Annotated in this window: 1 protein-coding gene (cut by a window edge); it reads left to right on the top strand. The window is 59.4% G+C overall.

Annotated elements, in window-relative coordinates; genetic code table 11:
• Positions 1–324 precede the first annotated feature (324 nt).
• On the top strand, positions 325–23,174 hold the 5' portion of the coding sequence (locus KMZ15_RS08010) for a non-ribosomal peptide synthetase (RefSeq protein ID WP_223692414.1). 13,033 nt of this gene lie beyond the right edge of the window; 22,850 of the gene's 35,883 nt are visible here — the first part of the coding sequence; the start codon lies at positions 325–327; the stop codon falls past the right edge of the window.

Here is a 23,174-nt window from a genome sequence, read left to right as displayed (position 1 = left end):
CTATGCGTGCCTAGTATTGCCTAAATTAATGTTCGTGCGGTGTTGAGGGTTCACCCGAAACAAGAAGAAAGGTAATTGCACGATGGATCAAAAACCCCCCACTATTGACTTGGCTAAGTGCTACCGTATCCACATTGGCTGCTTAAATTGCTGACGCTTGGTTACCATTCAATCTGAGTTATTCACGCCCTGAATGAAAGCGTGAATAGGAGATTGGGAGCTTTTTAGTTCTTATGCTTCACCTGTCGTGTTGAAATCTGTTTAAGTTCTGTTGTACGGCCCGTCAGCCCAGGGCCGACCTTTAACTTCTACTCTAGGTGACTTATGCCTGCTTGTGTCAATCTGGTAACCTATCCCTTGTCCGCTGCGCAAATGGAGATTTGGCTCGCGCAGCAAATCAACCCCCGCAGTCCTGTCTACAATATTTGCCAATTCACAGAAATCCATGGCGCGGTTGACTCGGCCTTGTTCGAAGTCGCCTTGCGGCAGGTGGTTGTGGAAGCAGAAAGCTTTTGTCTTCAGTTCATCGAAAGTAGCGATGGCATTCAACAATTTATCAGTTTGCCGGATTGGTCGCTTCCTTTGATCGATCTCAGCGCAGAGGTTGATCCTCAAGCTGCTGCCGAAGCTTGGATGAAAGCGGACTACGAACAGCCAACCGATCTACTGAATGACTTGCCGTTTGGCTTTGCATTGTTAAAAGTCGCATCTGACCGATTTTTTTGGTATCAGCGTTGTCACCATATCGCGATGGATGGGGCCGGTGGCCTCCTCACTGCGCAACGTATAGCGCAGGTGTATAGCGCACTAGTCAAAGGGGTAATAGCGCAAGAGCACCCATTCGGGCCCGTATCGCTGTTGCTGGAAAATGATGTTCGCTACTGCGCCTCTGCGCACTTTACAAAAGATCGGGAGTATTGGCTTGCGCACTGCGCGGATTGGCCTAGCGCTGTGACACTTGCAGGTAGGCAAGCCCCCGCTTTGCACCACCGTCTGCGTCAGACAGCTTACCTATCCTCTCAAACAGTGCGCGCTTACGCTTCTGACGCAAGTGGTTTGGCCCAGTTTATTACCGCTGCCGTGGCGGCGTATCTTCATCGTTTAACCGGTGCTCAAGACGTGGTGTTGGGCTTTCCGGTGCCAGCTCGCTTTGGCGAAGGCCGGCGTATTCCCGGCACGACTTCTAATGTCATGCCTATCCGGCTCACTGTGCAGCCAGACACGAACCTCACATCATTGATAGAACAAGCGGCGCAAGAGATTCAACGCGGGTTTCGGCATCAACGCTATCGCTGTGAAGAGCTACGGCGAGAACTCCGACTGGCGCAAGGCCAGCAATTGTTTGGTCCCACCATCAATCTTATGCCATTTGACAATGACCTGCACTTTGGCAAACATGCGTCGACCACTCATAACCTCAGCAATGGGCCGGTAGAAGATCTGATGATCGCGGTCTATATGCGATCCGACGACAGCCCGCTACGGATTGACTTTAACGCGAACCCTGCGCTTTATACGGCAGATGAACTGATTGCACACCAACGCCGTTTCTTAAAGTTCCTAGATGCCCTCGCCACCGAGCCCATTCAGCCGATTGGCGGCGTCGACTTGCTCGATGCGGTGGAGCGGCGGCAATTGCTGGTCGAGTGGAACGCGACAGTGTGTGATTATCCGACACACCAGTGCATCCACCAGTTGTTCGAAGAGCAGGTGGAGCGTACGCCAGAAGCGACAGCGCTCGTGTATGAAGATCAAATGCTGAGTTATGCCGAACTGAATGTGTGCGCCAATCGCCTCGCGCATCGTCTTATCGAACTGGGGGTTGAACCGGATGCGCGTGTGGCGATTTGTGTGGCGCGCAGCCCTGCGATGATAATTGGGTTACTGGCGATCTTGAAGGCGGGCGGCGCCTATGTGCCGCTGGACCCGGCGTATCCGGGGGAGCGGCTCACGTATATTCTGGCCGATGCCGCGCCCGACATTGTGCTGGCTGATGCGGCGGGCTGTGCCGCGCTTGGTGATGCGGTGCTCGCCGAGCGCACCGTGCTCGATCCGAACACGTTGCCGGAGCGGGCGAACACGAATCCGTCAGTGCCGGGCCTCACGGCCCGCCATCTCGCGTATGTAATCTACACGTCCGGCTCCACCGGTACCCCGAAGGGTGTGCAAAGTGAGCATCGGGCGCTCATCAATCGTCTGGTCTGGATGCAACAAGCCTATGGCTTGACGACGGCCGACCGCGTGCTACAGAAAACGTCCTTTGGTTTTGACGTGTCTGTCTGGGAGTTTTTCTGGACTTTGCTCAATGGTGCCACGCTGGTTGTGGCTGCACCGGATGTGCACCGAGATACCGCGGCCTTAATGGCGCTGGTAATCCGGCAGCGCATTACCACTGTTCATTTCGTGCCGTCCATGCTCGGCACGTTCTTGCACAATGAAGGAATTCAGCACTGTACGTCTGTGAAACGGTTGATCTGCAGTGGTGAAGCGCTATCCGGTGCGAGTGTCCGGCTTTGCCAAACGCTATTACCGGGTGCGCGGCTGTATAACTTGTATGGTCCGACGGAAGCCGCGATTGACGTGACGGCCTGGAGTTGCCCATCGGATTACGCGGAAGACACTGTGCCGATCGGCCGGCCGATTGCGAACACACGAATTTATTTACTGGATGCCTGCGGTCAGCCGGTGCCGCTGGGTGCGGTCGGCGAGCTGTACATCGGTGGCGCAGGTGTCGCGCGCGGCTACCTGAACCGGCCCGAGCTCACCGCCGAGCGCTTTGTGCGCGATCCGTTTTCGGACAAGGATGACGCACGGATGTATAAAACAGGCGACTTAGCCCGCTACCTGCCCGACGGCAATCTAGTGTTTCTCGGCCGCAACGATCATCAGGTCAAAATCCGCGGCTTTCGGATCGAACCCGGCGAAATCGAGGCGCGGCTTATCGAGCATCCACAGGTACGCGAAGCCGCCGTGCTCGCGTTAGGCGAGGAGGGTGACAGGCGTTTGGTCGCCTATGTTGTGGCTGAGCCTGACGAACAGCTCGCTCACACGCTACGCTCACACCTCACAAGCCGGTTGCCTGAATACATGATGCCAGCGGCCTTCGTGCGCTTGGATGTGTTACCGCTGATGCCTAACGGCAAGCTCGATCGCCGAGCATTGCCTGCCCCAGATGACGAGGCTTTTGCCCGTCAATCGTATGAGGCTCCGCAAGGGGAAATCGAGACTGCACTGGCCGCCATCTGGGCTGAGTTGCTGGGTCTGGAGCGCGTTAGCCGGCACGACAGTTTTTTCGCGCTTGGGGGCCATTCGCTGCTCGCGGTGCAAATAATCGAGCGCTTGCGGCGTCTTGGCCTGGGTCTCTCCGTGCGCACGCTGTTCGAGACACCCACGCTCAGCGTGTTGGCCCAAGCGCTGGGGCAACACCGCGAAGTGCTTGTACCGCTTAACCTCATTACGCCTGATACCACGAGGTTAACGCCGCAGTTGCTACCGTTAATTGACCTCAAGCAAGCCGAAATCGACCATATCGTTGCACAGACGCCGGGTGGTGTTGGCAATATCCAAGATATCTACGCCCTATCTCCCCTGCAGGATGGCATTCTGTTCCACCACCTACTGGCAACTAAGGGCGATCCTTATCTGCTGGCTGCCCAGTTGGCTTTTTCCGACCGAGCGTTGCTCGATCGTTATCTGGAGGCGGTCCAGCAAGTGGTGAATCGCCACGATATTCTGCGTACCGCCTTTGTCTGGGAGGGGGTGTCCACGCCGGCCCAGACGGTCTGGCGCCGGGCATCGCTGTCAATTACTGAGCTCTCGTTGAATACAGTCGATGGACCGATCATCGAGCAACTGCTCCAGTGTTTCGATCCTCGCCACTATCGTGTTGACTTGAGCCAGGCTCCCTTGCTGCGTTTCGCGATCACGCAGGACAGTGATGGCCGCTGGCTGCTGCTCCAACTGCTGCACCATCTGATTGGCGACCATTCGACGCTAGAGGTGATGCATGCTGAGGTGCAGGCTTTTATCGAAGGCCGGGGCGATAGTCTGCCTGCTCCACAGCCGTTTCGTAACTTAGTGGTACAGGCGCGCTTAGGGGTGAGTCAAGAGGCGCACGAACGCTTCTTCAAGGAGATGCTGACTGAGGTGGACGAGCCCACGCTTCCCTTCGGGTTGGCCGAAGTCCACCGTGATGGCGGCGAAGTGACGGAATCGCACCGCATGCTGCCGCAGGATTTGAATGACCGCCTGCGCGCTCAGGCTAAGCGGTTAGGTGTGAGCTTGGCAAGTCTGTGCCATCTGGCCTGGGCTCAGGTACTTGCGCGCACAAGCGGCCAACAGCGGGTGGTGTTTGGCACGGTCTTATTTGGTCGAATGCAAGCAGGTGAGGGCGCAGACAATGCAATGGGCCTGTTTATTAACACGCTGCCGCTACGCATTGATCTGGTTGGTGGCGTTGAAGGCAGCGTGCGTGATACTCATGCACGGCTCGCTGCGTTGCTCGAGCATGAGTATGCGTCGCTGGCTCTCGCGCAGTGCTGCAGCAGCGTGCCAGCCGGGGCACCATTGTTTAGTGCGCTGCTGAACTACCGGCACAATGCCATGCCATCGGGCAAGAGCACAACCGCGTCCGGCATAGAATTCTTGGGTGGGCAGGAGCGCACCAGCTATCCGTTCACGCTGTCGGTGGAAGACTTCGGCGCTGCGCTGGGCCTGACCGCTCAGGTTGTGCAACCGCTCGATCCAGCCCATGTGTGCAGCTATATGCAGCAGACGTTGCAAAGCCTAGCCGAGGCGCTAGAACGCAAGCCCGACATGCCAGTTTGGCAACTGGAGGTGCTGCCCATCGAGGAGCGAGAACGCTTACTTGAAACGTGGAACGCGACGGCCACGCCATATCCAGAACACCTGTGCATTCATCAGTTGTTCGAGGAGCAGGTCGAGTGTACGCCAGAAGCGACTGCGCTCGTGTACGAAGATCAAATGCTGAGTTATGCCGAACTGAATGTGCGCGCCAACCGCCTCGCGCATCGTCTTATCGAGCTGGGGGTTGAACCGGATGCGCGTGTGGCGATTTGTGTGGCGCGCAGCCCTGCGATGATAATTGGGCTACTGGCGATCTTGAAGGCGGGCGGCGCCTATGTGCCGCTGGACCCGGCGTATCCGGGGGAGCGGCTCACGTATATTCTGGCCGATGCCGCGCCCGAGATTGTGCTGGCTGATGCGGCGGGCCGTGCCGCGCTCGGTGATGCGGTGCTCGCCGAGCGCACCGTGCTTGATCCGAACACGCTGCCGGATAGGGCGAACACGAATCCGTCAGTGCCGGGTCTCACGGCCCGCCATCTCGCGTATGTAATCTACACGTCCGGCTCCACCGGTACCCCGAAGGGTGTGCAAAGTGAGCATCGGGCGCTGATCAATCGTCTGGTCTGGATGCAACAAGCCTATGGCTTGACAACGGTCGACCGTGTGCTACAGAAAACGTCCTTTGGTTTTGACGTGTCTGTCTGGGAGTTTTTCTGGACTTTGCTCAATGGTGCCACGCTGGTTGTGGCTGCACCGGATGTGCACCGAGATACCGCGGCCTTAATGGCGCTGGTAATCCGGCAGCGCATTACCACTGTTCATTTCGTGCCGTCCATGCTCGGTACGTTCTTGCACCATAAAGGGATTCAGCACTGTACGTCTGTGCAACGGTTGATCTGCAGTGGTGAAGCGCTATCCGGTGCGAGTGTCCGGCTTTGCCAAACGCTATTACCGGGTGCGCGGCTGTATAACTTGTATGGCCCGACGGAAGCCGCGATTGACGTGACGGCCTGGAGTTGCCCATCGGATTACGCGGAAGACACTGTGCCGATCGGCCGGCCGATTGCGAACACACGAATTTATTTACTGGATGCCTGCGGTCAGCCGGTGCCGCTGGGTGCGGTCGGCGAGCTGTACATCGGTGGAGCAGGTGTCGCGCGCGGCTACCTGAACCGGCCCGAGCTTACCGCCGAGCGCTTTGTGCGCGATCCGTTTTCGGACAAGGATGACGCACGGATGTATAAAACAGGCGACTTAGCCCGCTATCTGCCCGACGGTAATCTGGAGTTTTTGGGCCGTAACGACCATCAGGTGAAGATCCGAGGCTTTCGGATCGAAACTGGTGAGATCGAGGCGCGGCTTATCGAGCATCCACAGGTACGCGAAGCCGCCGTGCTCGCGTTAGGCGAGGAGGGTGACAAGCGTTTGGTCGCCTATGTCGTGGCAGAGCCTGACGAGCAGCTCGCTCACACGCTACGCTCATACCTCACAAGCCGGTTGCCTGAATACATGATGTCAGCGGCCTTCGTGCGCTTGGATGTGTTACCGCTGACGCCTAACGGCAAGCTCGATCGCCGAGCATTGCCTGCCCCAGATGACGAGGCTTTTGCCCGTCAATCGTATGAGGCTCCGCAAGGGGAAATTGAGACTGCACTGGCCGCCATCTGGGCTGAGTTGCTGGGTCTGGAGCGCGTTAGCCGTCACGACAGCTTCTTCGCGCTCGGCGGCCATTCGCTGCTCGCGGTGCGGCTCATCGAGCGTTTGCGGCGTCTGGGGCTCGGCTTGTCCGTGCGTGCGCTGTTTGACACCCCGACGCTCAGCGCGCTGGCTCAAGCGCTGGGTCAGCTTCGCGACGTGGCGGTGCCGCCCAACGTCATCACGCCCGAGACCACCGCGCTGACGCCATCGATGTTGCCACTGATTGACCTGACGCAGGCCGACATCGACCGGATTGTCAGGCAGGTGCCGGGCGGCATCGCGAATCTCCAAGATATCTATGCGCTCTCGCCATTGCAGGACGGCATCCTGTTTCACCATCTGCTGGCAAGCGAAGGCGATCCGTATTTGCTGATCGGCCAACTGGCCTTTGATAGCCGGGCGCGGCTCGATCAGTATCTGGGCGCCATCCAGCAGGTCGTCAACCGGCACGACATTCTGCGCACCGCATTTGTGTGGGAAGGGGTGTCCACACCCGCGCAAGTGGTCTGGCGTCACGCGCTGCTGTCGGTGACCGAACTCGTGCTGGAGGCCGCCGACGAGCCGATCGCCGAACAATTGGCGCGGCGCTTCAATCCCCGCCACTTTCGTCTGGATTTGACCCAGGCGCCGCTGCTGCGCTTTGTGATTGCGCAAGACACCGATGGCCGCTGGCTGCTCGTCCAACTGCTGCACCATCTGGTGAGCGATCATTCGGCGCTGGAAGTCCTGCACACTGAGGTGCAGGCGTTCATCGAAGGCCGGGGCGAGACACTGCCGGCAGCGCAGCCGTTCCGTCATCTGGTCGCGCAAGCGCGCCTGGGCGTGAGTCAAGCCGAGCATGTGCGTTTTTTCACCGAGTGGCTCGCGGACGTGGACGAACCTACGTTGCCGTTCGGTCTTGCGCAGGTGCATCGCGACGGCGCGCACGTGCACGAAGCGCAGCGGATGTTGCCGCCGGCATTGAACGATCGGCTCCGCGCGCAGGCCAGACGCCTGGGTGTGAGCCTGGCCAGCCTGTGTCACCTGGCGTGGGCGCAGGTGCTCGCGTGCGCGAGCGGTCAGCCGCGGGTGGTGTTCGGCACAGTGCTGTTCGGGCGGATGCAGGCGGGTGACGGCGCCGACAGCGCGATGGGGCTGTTTATCAATACGCTGCCGCTGCGCGTGGAGCTCGACGGCAGCGTTGAGCACAGCGCGCGCGACACGCATGCGCGGCTGGCGGCGCTACTCGAACATGAGCATGCGTCGTTGGCGCTGGCGCAACGCTGCAGCGGGGTGCCGACGGGCGCGCCGCTGTTCAGTGCGCTGCTCAATTACCGGCACAATGTTCCCTCGGGCGAGCGCGGCGGGCTAGCAGGCGTCGAGCTACTGAGTGCAGAGGAACGCACCAATTATCCGTTGCTGCTGTCGGTGGAGGACTTCGGGCAGGCGCTGGGGCTGACGGCGCAGGTGGTGGAGTCGCTGGATCCCGCTCGGGTGTGTGGTTATATGCAGCAGGCGCTGGCAAGCCTGGCCGAGGCGCTCGAGGCGACACCCGAGCGGCCGGTGCGGCAGTTGGAGGTATTGCCCAACGCGGAGCGGACCTTACTGCTGCAGACATGGAATGCGACGCAACAGGATTATCCTGCGCACCAATGCATCCACCAGTTGTTCGAAGCGCAGGTCGCGCGCGCGCCTGAGGCGACGGCGTTGGTGTATGAGGATCAAACGCTCAGCTACGCACAGTTGAATGCACAGGCTAATCGCCTGGCGCATCGGCTGATCGAGTCGGGGGTACAGCCCGATGCGCGCGTGGCGATCTGTGTGGAGCGGAGTCCGGCGATGGTGGTGGGGCTACTGGCGATCCTGAAGGCGGGCGGCGCCTATGTGCCGCTGGACCCGGCGTATTCGGGCGAGCGGCTCGCGCATATTCTGGCCGATGCCGCGCCCGAGATTGTGCTGGCCGATGCGGCGGGCCGCGCCGCGCTCGGTGACGTGGCGCTCGTGTCCCGTACCGTACTCGACCCGACTGTGCTGCCGGATCGGCTGGACACGAATCCGTCGGTGCCGGGCCTGACGGCCCGTCATCTCGCGTATGTGATCTATACATCTGGCTCGACCGGCACGCCCAAGGGCGTGATGGTCGAGCATGCACAGGTTGTCCGTCTGTTTGACGCGACCCAATCTTGGTATCACTTTGACCAGCATGATATCTGGTGCCTGTTTCACTCCTTTGCTTTCGATTTCTCTGTTTGGGAGATCTGGGGAGCATTGCGTCATGGTGGCAAGCTCATCATCGTTCCCCATCAGATTGCTCGTTCACCACAAGACTTCCACCGGTTGGTCTGTGAACAGGGTGTCACCGTATTGAATCAGACCCCGAGTGCGTTCAAGACATTTATCGCCAGCCAAGCGCAAAACACATTACGGGATCAATTACGCTATGTGATTTTTGGTGGAGAAGCGTTGGAGACTTCCATCTTGCAAACGTGGTATGCGACACGCGCAGAGCAGGTTCCGCAATTGGTAAACATGTATGGAATTACAGAAACGACTGTGCATGTGACCTACCGGCCGCTTCGATCCCAGGACAGCACTCAAGTTGGCAGTCCGATGGGCGTGCGGATTCCGGATTTGAAGGTTTATTTGCTCGATGCATACGGACAGCCGGTGCCATTGGGCGCGGTGGGCGAACTATACGTCGGTGGCGCGGGCGTCGCGCGCGGCTATCTGAACCGGCCCGAGTTGACCGCCGAGCGCTTTGTGCGCGATCCGTTCTCGGACAAGGATGACGCACGGATGTACAAGACGGGCGATCTGGCGCGTTATCAGCCCGATGGCAATTTGGAGTTCATCGGCCGTAACGACCATCAGGTCAAGCTGAGGGGCTTTCGTATCGAGTTGGGCGAGATTGAGGCGTGTCTGGCGCAGCACCCGCAAGTGCGCGACGCGGTCGTGCTGGTGGTGGGCGACGGCAGCGACAAGCGCCTGGTCGCCTATGTGGTGGCTGAGCCGGATGATGCGCTGGCCAGCACGCTGCGCGCACATGTCGCCGCAACCTTGCCCGAGTATATGGTGCCGGCCGCGTTCGTGCAGCTCGACGCGTTGCCGTTGACGCCGAACGGCAAGCTGGACCGGCGTGCGCTGCCGGCGCCAGACGCCGATGCGTTCGCGCATCAAGCATACGAGGCGCCGCAAGGCGAGTTCGAGACTGCGCTCGCGGCAATCTGGTCTGAACTACTGGGCGTCGAGCAGGTCAGCCGGCACGACAGCTTTTTCGCGCTCGGGGGCCACTCGCTGCTCGCGGTGCAAATGATCGAGCGCTTGCGGCGTCTTGGCCTGGGTCTCTCCGTGCGCACGCTGTTCGAGACGCCCACGCTCAGCATGCTGGCTCAATCTCTCGGCCAACACCGCGAAGTGATCACACCACCCAATCTTATTACGCCGAACACTATTGCACTAACGCCGGACCTGCTGCCACTGATCGACCTTGGCCAAGCCGAAATCGACCATATCGTTGCACAGACGCCGGGTGGTGTTGGCAATATCCAAGATATTTATGCCCTATCTCCCCTGCAGGATGGCATTCTGTTCCATCACCTACTGGCAACTAAGGGCGATCCTTATCTGCTGGCTGCCCAGTTGGCTTTTTCCGACCGAGCGTTGCTCGATCGTTATCTGGAGGCGGTCCAACAAGTGGTGAATCGCCACGATATTCTGCGTACCGCCTTTGTCTGGGAGGGGGTGTCCACGCCGGCCCAGACGGTCTGGCGCCGGGCATCGCTGTCAATTACTGAGCTCTCGTTGAATACAGTCGATGGACCGATCATTGAGCAACTGCTCCAGTGTTTCAATCCTCGCCACTATCGTGTTGACTTGAGCCAGGCTCCCTTGCTGCGTTTCGCGATCACGCAGGACAGTGATGGCCGCTGGCTGCTGCTCCAACTGCTGCACCATCTGATTGGCGACCATTCGACGCTAGAGGTGATGCATGCTGAGGTGCAGGCTTTTATCGAAGGCCGGGGCGATAGTCTGCCTGCTCCACAGCCGTTTCGTAACTTAGTGGTACAGGCGCGCTTAGGGGCGAGTCAAGAGGTGCACGAACGCTTCTTCAAGGAGATGCTGATTGAGGTGGACGAGCCCACGCTTCCCTTCGGGTTGGCCGAAGTCCACAGTGATGGCGTCGAAGTGACGGAATCGCACCGCATGCTGCCGCAGGATTTGAATGACCGCCTGCGCGCTCAGGCTAAGCGGTTAGGTGTGAGCTTGGCAAGTCTGTGCCATCTGGCCTGGGCTCAGGTACTTGCGCGCACAAGCGGCCAACAGCGGGTGGTGTTTGGCACGGTGTTATTCGGTCGAATGCAAGCAGGTGAGGGCGCAGACAATGCAATGGGCCTGTTTATTAACACGCTGCCGCTACGCATTGATCTGGTTGGTGGCGTTGAAGGCAGCGTGCGTGATACTCATGCACGGCTCGCTGCGTTGCTCGAGCATGAGCATGCGTCGCTGGCTCTCGCGCAGCGCTGCAGCAGCGTGCTAGCCGGGGTACCGTTGTTTAGCGCGCTGCTGAACTACCGGCACAATGCCATGCCATCGGGCAAGAGCACAACCGCGTCCGGCATAGAGTTCTTGGGTGGACAGGAGCGCACCAATTACCCGTTTACATTGTCGGTGGAGGACTTTGGTTCCGCGTTGGAGCTGACTGCTCAGGTCACACAGCCGTTCAATCCAGCTCGTGTGTGTGGCTACATGCAACAAACGCTGGAAAGCTTGGCTGAAGCGCTAGAGTTCACGCCCTATATGCCGGTTTGGCAACTGGAAGTGCTGCCTATTGAGGAGCGTGAACTGTTGCTTCAGACGTGGAATGCAACGGCAACAGAGTATCTTGAACAGCATTGCATCCACCAGTTGTTCGAAGAGCAGGTGGAGCGTACGCCAGAAGCGACAGCGCTCGTGTATGAAGATCAAATGCTGAGTTATGCCGAGCTGAATGTGTGCGCCAATCGCCTCGCGCATCGTCTTATCGAACTGGGGGTTGAACCGGATGCGCGAGTGGCGATCTGTGTGGCGCGCAGCCCTGCGATGATAATTGGGTTACTGGCGATCTTGAAAGCAGGGGGCGCCTATGTACCGCTTGATCCAGCCTATCCGAGCGATCGTCTGACGTACATTTTGGCCGATGCTATGCCGACACTCCTGTTGGCCGATGGGGTTGGACGCGCTGCGCTGGGCGAGGCAGCTGTTGGCCCGTTGACTGTGCTCGATCCGAACAGACTGCCGGAATCATCTGCCACCAATCCGCATGTCCCCGGACTGACCTCGCGTCAACTTGCCTATGTGATCTACACTTCCGGCTCTACCGGCATGCCCAAGGGGGTGATGGTCGAGCACCGAGGCGTTGTGAATCTCGCCCAGGCACAGACGGCTTACTTTGGGGTTCGCCCATCCAGCCGAGTCTTGCAGTTTACTTCTTTCAGTTTTGACGTGAGTGTCGGGGAAATCGTCATGGCCTTAGGGTGTGGTGCAGGCTTGTATCTAGCGCCCGATAATATCCGTCTTGATCGGCATAAACTATGGGATTATTTGGCTAGGCAGGTGATCACTCACGCGATCTTACCCCCCGCACTGCTTCAGGGTGGCCAGGATTTGCCTTGCCTGAACGCCTCTCTGACGCTAATTTTGACAGGCGAAGCCCCCAGTTCGACATTGCTTAGAACCTTGATTTGTCAGGGTACTGTCTTCAATGCCTATGGCCCGACAGAAACCACCATTTGGTCCACAGCATGGCATTGCTCTCATGAATTGAGCAGCGAAGTGGTTCCCATTGGTCGACCCATCGCGAATACTCGGCTCTACCTGCTGGACGTGCACGGTCAACCTGTGCCATTGGGGGCAGTAGGCGAACTGTACATTGGCGGGGCCGGTGTTACGCGTGGCTATCTAAACCGTCCTGAATTGACCGCTGAGCGTTTCCTCTCTGATCGGTTTAGCGATGATGAAGAGGCGCGGATGTATAAAACAGGCGACTTGGCTCGCTATTTGCCCGACGGTAATCTGGAGTTTTTGGGCCGTAACGACCATCAGGTCAAGATCCGCGGCTTTCGGATCGAAACGGGTGAGATCGAGGCGCGGCTTATCGAGCATCCACAGGTACGCGAAGCCACCGTGCTCGTGTTAGGCGAGGAGGGTGACAAGCGTTTGGTCTCCTATGTTGTGGCTGAGCCTGACGAGCAGCTCGCTCACACGCTACGCTCACACCTTATAAGCCGGTTGCCTGAATACATGATGCCAGCGGCCTTCGTGCGCTTGGATGTGTTACCGCTGACGCCTAACGGTAAGCTCGATCGCCGAGCATTGCCTGTCCCAGATGACGAGGCTTTTGCTCGTCAATTGTATGAGGCTCCGCAAGGGGAAATCGAGACTGCACTGGCCGCCATCTGGGCTGAGTTGCTGGGTCTGGAGCGCGTTAGCAGGCACGACAGTTTTTTCGCGCTTGGGGGCCATTCGCTGCTTGCTGTGCAAATAATCGAGCGCTTGCGGCGTCTTGGCCTGGGTCTCTCCGTGCGCACGCTGTTCGAGACACCCACGCTCAGCGTGCTGGCCCAAGCGCTGGAGCAACACCGCGAAGTGCTTGTACCGCTTAACCTCATTACGCCTGATACCACGAGGTTAACACCGCAGTTGCTACCGTTAATTGACCTCAAGCAAGCCGAAATCGACCATATCGTTGCACAGACGCCGGGTGGTGTTGGCAATATCCAAGATATCTACGCCCTATCTCCCCTGCAGGATGGCATTCTGTTCCACCACCTACTGGCAACTAAGGGCGATCCTTATCTGCTGGCTGCCCAGTTGGCTTTTTCCGACCGAGCGTTGCTCGATCGTTATCTGGAGGCGGTCCAACAAGTGGTGAATCGCCACGATATTCTGCGTACCGCCTTTGTCTGGGAGGGGGTGTCCACGCCGGCCCAGACGGTCTGGCGCCGGGCATCGCTGTCAATTACTGAGCTCTCGTTGAATACAGTCGATGGACCGATCATCGAGCAACTGCTCCAGTGTTTCGATCCTCGCCACTATCGTGTTGACTTGAGCCAGGCTCCCTTGCTGCGTTTCGCGATCACGCAGGACAGTGATGGCCGCTGGCTGCTGCTCCAACTGCTGCACCATCTGATTGGCGACCATTCGACGCTAGAGGTGATGCATGCTGAGGTGCAGGCTTTTATCGAAGGCCGGGGCGATAGTCTGCCTGCTCCACAGCCGTTTCGTAACTTAGTGGTACAGGCGCGCTTAGGGGTGAGTCAAGAGGCGCACGAACGCTTCTTCAAGGAGATGCTGACTGAGGTGGACGAGCCCACGCTTCCCTTCGGGTTGGCCGAAGTCCACCGTGATGGCGGCGAAGTGACGGAATCGCACCGCATGCTGCCGCAGGATTTGAATGACCGCCTGCGCGCTCAGGCTAAGCGGTTAGGTGTGAGCTTGGCAAGTCTGTGCCATCTGGCCTGGGCTCAGGTACTTGCGCGCACAAGCGGCCAACAGCGGGTGGTGTTTGGCACGGTCTTATTTGGTCGAATGCAAGCAGGTGAGGGCGCAGACAATGCAATGGGCCTGTTTATTAACACGCTGCCGCTACGCATTGATCTGGTTGGTGGCGTTGAAGGCAGCGTGCGTGATACTCATGCACGGCTCGCTGCGTTGCTCGAGCATGAGTATGCGTCGCTGGCGCTCGCGCAGCGCTGCAGCAGCGTGCCAGCCGGGGCACCGTTGTTTAGCGCGCTGCTGAACTACCGGCACAATGCCATGCTATCGGGCAAGAGCGCAATCGCGTCCGGCATAGAGTTCTTGGGTGGACAGGAGCGCACCAACTATCCGTTCACGCTGTCGGTGGAAGACTTTGGTGCCACGTTGGGCCTGACTGCTCAGGTCGTGCAACCACTCGATCCGGCTAGGATGTGCAGTTATATGCAGCAGACGCTACAAAGCCTGGCTAAGGCGCTGGAGCACGCGCCCGACATGCCGGTTTGGCAACTGGAGGTGCTGCCTATCGAAGAGCGTGAATGCTTACTCGAAACCTGGAACGCGACGGCCACGCTATATCCAGAACACCTGTGCATTCATCAGTTGTTCGAGGAGCAGGTCGAGTGTACGCCAGAAGCGACTGCTCTCGTGTACGAAGATCAAATGCTGAGTTATGCCGAACTGAATACGCGCGCCAACTGTCTCGCGCATCAGCTCATCGAGCTGGGGGTTCAACCGGGTGACTATATTGCTACGTTGCTTGAGCGCTCTGTGGAGTTGGTCGCCACTCAACTGGCGATCCTCAAAGTGGGGGCCGCCTATGTGCCAATTGATCCTCAAGCCCCTGCGGAGCGACAAACCTGGATCTTGGCCGATTGCGCCGCGCGCCTATTGGTCACCGATACTCATACCGAGATTCCTGCCGCCCTGCTTACACCATTGCTACGTCTGGCATCAAGGGACGTAAATGAAACGGATGCGCCAGCTGCCAATCCCGACCTGGTCCATTCCAGTCTAGATACCGCTTATGTGATGTACACCTCAGGCTCGACCGGCGTCCCCAAAGGGGTGCTCGTGCCGCATCGCGCCATTGCTCGCTTGGTGATCAACAACGGCTATGCCGACATCGGAGTCAATGATCGCGTGGCCTTTGCCGCCAATTCCGCTTTCGACGCTAGCACTTTTGAAGTCTGGGCCCCTTTGCTTAATGGGGGCCGTATTGTCATCATTGATGCCGATACGTTCACTGACCCACAACGTCTAGCAAATGCGCTTTGTCGGCATAAGGTGACATCGCTCTTCTTGACGACCGTGTTGTTCAATCAATTCGTTTTGGCTATAGGTCCAGCCTTAGCGCAACTGAAATATCTACTCTGTGGAGGAGAGCAAGAAAAACGGGAGTCTTTCGTAGCGTTACTGAAAAATGGAGGGCCGAGTCATCTTATCCATTGCTATGGGCCCACTGAGAGCACCACTTTTTCAACAACTTACGAGGTGAGTAGACTTGACGATCAACTGGATCGGCTACCTATCGGCCGGCCGATCGCGAACACCCAACTCTATCTGCTGGATGCACACGGCCAGCCCGTGCCATTAGGGGCAATAGGCGAGCTGTACATTGGTGGGGCGGGTGTTGCGCGTGGCTATCTGAATCGTCCTGAATTGACCGCCGAGCGTTTCCTTCCCGATCCGTTCAGCGAGCGTGAGCATGCTCGTATGTACAAGACGGGCGATCTGGCCCGCTACTTGCCTGACGGCAATCTAGAGTTCTTGGGGCGCAACGACCAGCAGGTCAAGCTCCGCGGCTTTCGGATCGAACTCGGCGAGATCGAGACGCGCTTGATTGAGCACCCGCAGGTGCGGGAAGCCGCGGTACTCGCGTTAGATGAGAACAGTGGCAAGCGCCTCATCGCCTATGTTGTGGCAGAGCCGGACGAGCAGCTTGTCCACACGCTACGTGCGCACCTTGCGGCTAGGCTGCCTGAGTACATGGTGCCAGCCGTCTTCGTGCGCTTAGATGTACTACCGCTCACGCCTAATGGAAAGCTCGACCGTCAGGCGCTGCCGGCGCCGGACGCCGACGCGTTCGCGCATCAAGCATACGAGGCGCCGCAAGGCGAACTCGAGACCGCGCTCGTGGTAATCTGGTCGGAGCTGCTAGGCGTCGAGCAGGTCAGCCGTCACGACAGTTTTTTCGCGCTCGGTGGTCACTCGCTGCTTGCCATGCGTCTCATGAACCGCGTCGCAACACTCGGTGCTGAACTGCCGTTAGCTACCTTGTTTGCTTCGCCCAGCCTGTTAGCTTTTGCTGAAGTGGTCAGTCAGCATTTGGTCCAAGGGGGTGATAAGCCTCCTGCCATTAGCCCTGTGTCCCGCGAAAGCGCCTTGTCGCTTTCGTTTGCTCAGCAGCGTCTGTGGTTCCTCGCGCAACTCGATGGGGTAAGTGAAACGTATCATATTCCACTGGGGATCTATTTGTGTGGGCCTCTAGATCGGACTGCTTGGCAGCAGGCATTGGATACTGTGTTTGCGCGACACGAAGCATTGCGTTCGGTCTTCATCACCGTTGATGGTCAGCCCCAGGTTCAACTGCTGGCCCCCGAATCGGGCCTGCCGACACGTAGGCATGACCTGCGGGATGCACTCAATGCTAATGAGCAACTAGAGAAGCTGAGCGTGGAGGAAGCCCATGCGCCATTCGATTTAACCCAGGGGCCGCTGATTCGCGCACGCTTAATCCAACTGGCTGACGAGGAGCACGTCTTCCTGCTCACGCAACACCATATCGTCTCAGATGGCTGGTCTTTAGGGGTGCTTTTGCGTGAATTGAGCATACTCTATGCGGCGTACCATGCGGGTAAACCCGATCCATTGCCGCCGCTGGCGATCCAATATCCGGACTACGCTGCTTGGCAAAGACAATGGCTCTCAGGTGAGCGGCTTCAGACTCAGAGTGCTTACTGGCGCACAACGCTAGCTGAGGCGCCCGTGCTGCTCGATCTGCCCACCGACCGACCTCGTCCACCTCAGCAGTCCTTTGCTGGGGCTCAGGTGCCAGTTCGGTTTGAGGCTCAGATGACGCGCTTGCTCAGACGCCTGAGTCAAGAGCAGGGCGTGACCTTATTTATGACCGTGTTAGCTGCTTGGGGGGCAGTCCTATCTAGGCTAGCTGGCCAAGACGATGTCGTGATTGGCACGCCTACCGCCAATCGCAATCATCGTGAGATTGAGCCTTTGATTGGCTTTTTTGTCAACACACTAGCGTTACGCATCGATCTGGCAGGCGAGCCGAATACGGTTGAGCTGCTCGAGCGGGTGCGACGCACGACATTGGACGCGCAAGCTCATCAGGATTTGCCTTTCGAGCAGGTTGTCGAGATTATGCAGCCTCCTCGCAAGCTTAGCCATACACCGTTGTTCCAAGTCATGTTCGCGTGGCAAAATAATGACGTGGGTGAATGGCCTTTGCCCACTCTCGAGATGGCACCCGTTGCATTGAACTATGACATCGTCAAGTTCGATCTCGAACTTGATCTACGAGAGACTGGCGACGAGATCGTTGGGGAATTGCGTTATGCCACTGCTTTGTTCGACCCTCAAACGATTGAGCGGCAGGTCGGCTACCTGCATGTGATGCTGCGGGAGATGGCCACCGATGCGAAGCGCCCCGTTGCCACGGTCGATCTGCTTGCGCCAGTTGAGCGAAAACGTGTGCTCGAAACATTGAATGCAACGGCAACGGAGTATCCCGAACAGCAGTGCATCCACCAGTTGTTCGAAGAGCAGGTGGAGCGTACGCCAGAAGCGACAGCGCTCGTGTATGAAGATCAAATGCTGAGTTATGCCGAGCTGAATGTGTGCGCCAACCGCCTCGCGCATCGTCTCATCGAGCTGGGGGTTGAACCGGATGCGCGAGTGGCGATTTGTGTGGCACGCAGCCCTGCGATGATAATTGGGCTGCTGGCGATCTTGAAAGCAGGGGGCGCCTATGTACCGCTTGATCCAGCCTATCCGAGCGATCGTTTGACGTACATTCTGGCCGATGCTATGCCGACACTCCTGTTGGCCGATGGGGTTGGACGCGCTGCGCTGGGCGAGGCAGCTGTTGGCTCGTTGACTGTGCTCGATCCGAACAGACTGCCGGAATCATCTGCCACCAATCCGCATGTCCCCGGACTGACCTCGCGTCAACTTGCCTATGTGATCTACACTTCCGGCTCTACCGGCATGCCCAAGGGGGTGATGGTCGAGCACCGAGGCGTTGTGAATCTCGCCCAGGCACAGACGGCTTACTTTGGGGTTCGCCCATCCAGCCGAGTCTTGCAGTTTACTTCTTTCAGTTTTGACGTGAGTGTCGGGGAAATCGTCATGGCCTTAGGGTGTGGTGCAGGCTTGTATCTGGCGCCCGATAATATCCGTCTTGATCGGCATAAACTATGGGATTATTTGGCTAGGCAGGTGATCACTCACGCGATCTTACCCCCCGCACTGCTTCAGGGTGGCCAGGATTTGCCTTGCCTGAACGCCTCTCTGACGCTAATTTTGACAGGCGAAGCCCCCAGTTCGACATTGCTTAGAACCTTGATTTGTCAGGGTACTGTCTTCAATGCCTATGGCCCGACAGAAACCACCATTTGGTCCACAGCATGGCATTGCTCTCATGAATTGAGCAGCGAAGTGGTTCCCATTGGTCGACCCATCGCGAATACTCGGCTCTACCTGCTGGACGTGCACGGTCAACCTGTGCCATTGGGGGCAGTAGGCGAACTGTACATTGGCGGAGCCGGTGTTACGCGTGGCTATCTAAACCGTCCTGAATTGACCGCTGAGCGTTTTCTCCCTGATCGATTTAGCGGTGATGAAGAGGCGCGGATGTATAAAACAGGCGACTTGGCCCGCTATCTGCCCGACGGTAATCTGGAGTTTTTGGGCCGTAACGACCATCAGGTCAAGATCCGCGGCTTTCGGATCGAAACGGGTGAGATCGAGGCGCGGCTTATCGAGCATCCACAGGTACGCGAAGCCGCCGTGCTCGTGTTAGGCGAGGAGGGTGGCAAGCGTTTGGTCGCCTATGTCGTGGCTGAGCCTGACGAACAGCTCGCTCACACGCTACGCTCACACCTCACAATCCGGTTGCCTGAATACATGATGCCAGCGGCCTTCGTGCGCTTGGATGTGCTACCGCTGACGCCGAACGGCAAGCTCGATCGCCGAGCATTGCCTGTCCCAGATGACGAGGCTTTTGCTCGTCAATTGTATGAGGCTCCGCAAGGGGAAATCGAGACTGCACTGGCCGCCATCTGGGCTGAGTTGCTGGGTCTGGAGCGCGTCAGCCGTCACGACAGCTTCTTCGCGCTCGGCGGGCATTCGCTGCTCGCGGTGCGGCTCATCGAGCGTTTGCGGCGTCTGGGGCTCGGATTGTCCGTGCGTGCGTTGTTTGACACCCCGACGCTCAGCGCGCTGGCTCAAGCGCTGGGCCAGCTTCGCGACGTGACGGTGCCGCCCAACGTCATCACGCCCGAGACCACCGCGCTCACGCCATCGATGTTGCCACTGATTGACCTGACGCAGGCCGAGATCGACCGGATTGTCGGGCAAGTGCCGGGTGGCATCGCGAATCTCCAAGATATCTATGCGCTCTCGCCATTGCAGGACGGCATCTTGTTTCACCATCTGCTGGCAAGCGAAGGCGATCCGTATTTGCTGATCGGCCAACTGGCCTTTGATAGCCGGGCGCGGCTCGAGCAGTATCTGGGTGCCATCCAGCAGGTCGTCAACCGGCACGACATTCTGCGCACCGCATTTGTGTGGCAAGGGGTGTCCACACCCACGCAGGTGGTCTGGCGTCACGCGCAGCTGTCGGTGACCGAACTCGTGCTGGAGGCCGCCGACGGGCCGATCGCCGAACAATTGGCGCAGCGCTTCGATCCCCGCCACTTTCGTCTGGATTTGACCCAGGCGCCGCTGCTGCGCTTTGCGCTTGCGCAAGATGCCGATGGCCGCTGGCTGCTCGTCCAACTGCTGCACCATCTGATTGGCGATCACTCAACGCTGGAAGTCCTGCATACTGAGGTGCAGGCGTTTATCGAAGGCCGGGGCGAGACACTGCCGGCAGCGCAGCCGTTCCGTCATCTGGTCGCGCAAGCGCGCCTGGGCGTGAGTCAAGCCGAGCATGCGCGTTTTTTCACCGAGTGGCTCGCGGACGTGGACGAACCCACGTTGCCGTTTGGTCTTGCGCAGGTGCATCGCGACGGTGCGCACGTGCACGACGCGCAGCGGATGTTGCCGCCGGCATTGAACGATCGGCTCCGTGCGCAGGCCAGACGCCTGGGTGTGAGCTTGGCCAGCCTGTGTCATCTGGCGTGGGCGCAGGTGCTCGCGTGCGCGAGCGGTCAACCGCGGGTGGTGTTTGGCACAGTGCTGTTCGGGCGGATGCAGGCGGGTGACGGCGCCGACAGCGCGATGGGGCTGTTTATCAATACGCTGCCGCTGCGCGTGGAGCTCGACGGCAGCGTTGAGCACAGCGCGCGCGACACGCATGCGCGGCTGGCGGCGCTACTCGAACATGAGCATGCGTCGTTGGCGCTGGCGCAACGCTGCAGCGGGGTGCCGGCGGGCGCGTCGCTGTTTAGTGCGCTGCTCAATTACCGGCACAATGTGCCCTCGGGCGAGCGCGGCGGGCTAGCAGGCGTCGAGCTACTGAGTGCAGAGGAACGCACCAATTATCCGTTGCTGCTGTCGGTGGAGGACTTCGGGCAGGCGCTGGGGCTGACGGCGCAGGTGGTGGAGCCGCTGGATCCCGATCGGGTGTGTGGTTATATGCAGCAGGCGCTGGCAAGCCTGGCCGAGGCGCTCGAGGCGACACCCGAGCGGCCGGTGCGGCAGTTGGAGGTGTTGCCCAACGCGGAGCGGACCTTACTGCTGCAGACATGGAATGCAACGCAACAGGATTATCCTGCGCACCAATGCATCCATCAGCTGTTCGAAGCGCAGGTGGCACGTACGCCCGAGGCGACGGCGCTGGTGTATGAGGATCAAACGCTCAGCTACGCACAGTTGAATGCACAGGCCAATTGCCTCGCGCATCGGCTGATCGAGTTGGGGGTACAGCCGGATGCGCGCGTGGCGATCTGTGTGGAGCGTAGTCCCGCGATGGTGGTGGGGCTACTGGCGATCTTAAAGGCGGGCGGCGCCTATGTGCCGCTGGACCCGGCGTATTCGGGCGAGCGGCTCGCGCAGGTACTGGCCGATGCCGCGCCCGACATTGTGCTGGCCGATGCGGCGGGCCGTGCCGCGCTCGGTGATGCGGCGCTCACCGAGCACACCGTGCTCGATCCGAACACGCTGCCGGAGCGGGCGAACACGAATCCGTCAGTGCCGGGTCTCACGGCCCGCCATCTCGCGTATGTAATCTACACGTCCGGCTCCACCGGTACCCCGAAGGGTGTGCAAAGTGAGCATCGGGCGCTGATCAATCGTCTGGTCTGGATGCAACAAGCCTATGGCTTGACGACGGCCGACCGCGTGCTACAGAAAACGTCCTTTGGTTTTGACGTGTCTGTCTGGGAGTTTTTCTGGACTTTGCTCAATGGTGCCACCCTGGTTGTGGCCGCACCGGATGTGCACCGAGATACCGCGGCCTTAATGGCGTTGGTAATCCGGCAGCGCATTACCACTGTTCATTTCGTGCCGTCCATGCTCGGCACGTTTTTGCACCATAAAGGGATTCAGCACTGTACGTCTGTGCAACGGTTGATCTGCAGTGGTGAAGCGCTATCCGGTGCGAGTGTCCGGCTTTGCCAAACGCTATTACCGGGTGCGCGGCTGTATAACCTGTATGGTCCGACGGAAGTCGCGATTGACGTGACGGCCTGGAGTTGCCCATCGGATTACGCAGAAGACACTGTGCCGATCGGCCGGCCGATTGCGAACACACGAATTTATTTACTGGATGCCTGCGGTCAGCCGGTGCCGCTGGGCGCGGTCGGCGAGCTGTACATCGGTGGCGCAGGCGTCGCGCGCGGCTACCTGAACCGGCCCGAGTTGACGGCCGAGCGCTTTGTGCGCGATCCGTTCTCGGACAAGGATGACGCACGGATATACAAGACGGGCGACCTGGCGCGTTATCAGCCCGATGGCAATTTGGAGTTCATCGGCCGTAACGACCATCAGGTCAAGCTGAGGGGCTTTCGTATCGAGTTGGGCGAGATTGAGGCGTGTCTGGCGCAGCACCCGCAAGTGCGCGACGCGGTCGTGCTGGTGGTGGGCGACGGCAGCGACAAGCGCCTGGTCGCCTATGTGGTGGCTGAGCCGGATGATGCGCTGGCCAGCACGCTGCGCGCACATGTCGCCGCAACCTTGCCCGAGTATATGGTGCCGGCCGCGTTCGTGCAGCTCGACGCGTTGCCGTTGACGCCGAACGGCAAGCTGGACCGGCGTGCGCTGCCGGCGCCGGACGCCGATGCGTTCGCGCATCAAGCATACGAGGCGCCGCAAGGCGAGCTCGAGACCGCGCTCGCGGCAATCTGGTCTGAACTACTGGGCGTCGAGCAGGTCAGCCGGCACGACAGCTTTTTCGCGCTCGGCGGGCATTCGCTGCTCGCCGTGCGACTGATGAACCGGGTGGCTGCGCTCGGTGCCGACTTGCCGCTCGCCGCGCTATTCGCCGCGCCCACGCTGGCCGGGTTCGCCGCCGCGCTCAACGTGCAGAGCACGCCAGACAGCGCCGCGCTGCCTGCAATCTCACCTCTCTCCCGCGAAGGGGCGCTGCCGCTGTCGTTCGCGCAGCAACGGCTGTGGTTCCTCGCGCAGCTCGATGGCGTGAGCGCCACGTATCACATCCCGTTCGCGCTGCGCGTGCGGGGGTCCTTGAACCGGCGCGCGTGGCAGCAGGCGCTGGATGCGCTATGGGCCCGTCACGAAGCGCTGCGCTCGGTCTTTTTGAGCGTGGACGGCCAGCCGCAGGTACGGCTGCTGCCCGCCGAGGTGGGCATGCCGCTGAATTGGCACGATTGGCGTAAAGTGAGCGATGCCGATGCGCAACTGGCGCCGTTCTGTGCCGAGGAAGCGCACGCGCCATTCGATCTGACGCATGGCCCGCTGGTCCGCGCGAGCGTGATCCAGCTGGCCGACGATGTGCACGTATTGCTGCTCACGCAGCACCATATCGTCTCGGATGG

The sequence above is a fragment of the Mycoavidus sp. HKI genome (assembly GCF_020023735.2).
Lineage (GTDB): Bacteria > Pseudomonadota > Gammaproteobacteria > Burkholderiales > Burkholderiaceae > Mycoavidus.
This window is presented reverse-complemented; position numbering and strand designations above follow the sequence as displayed.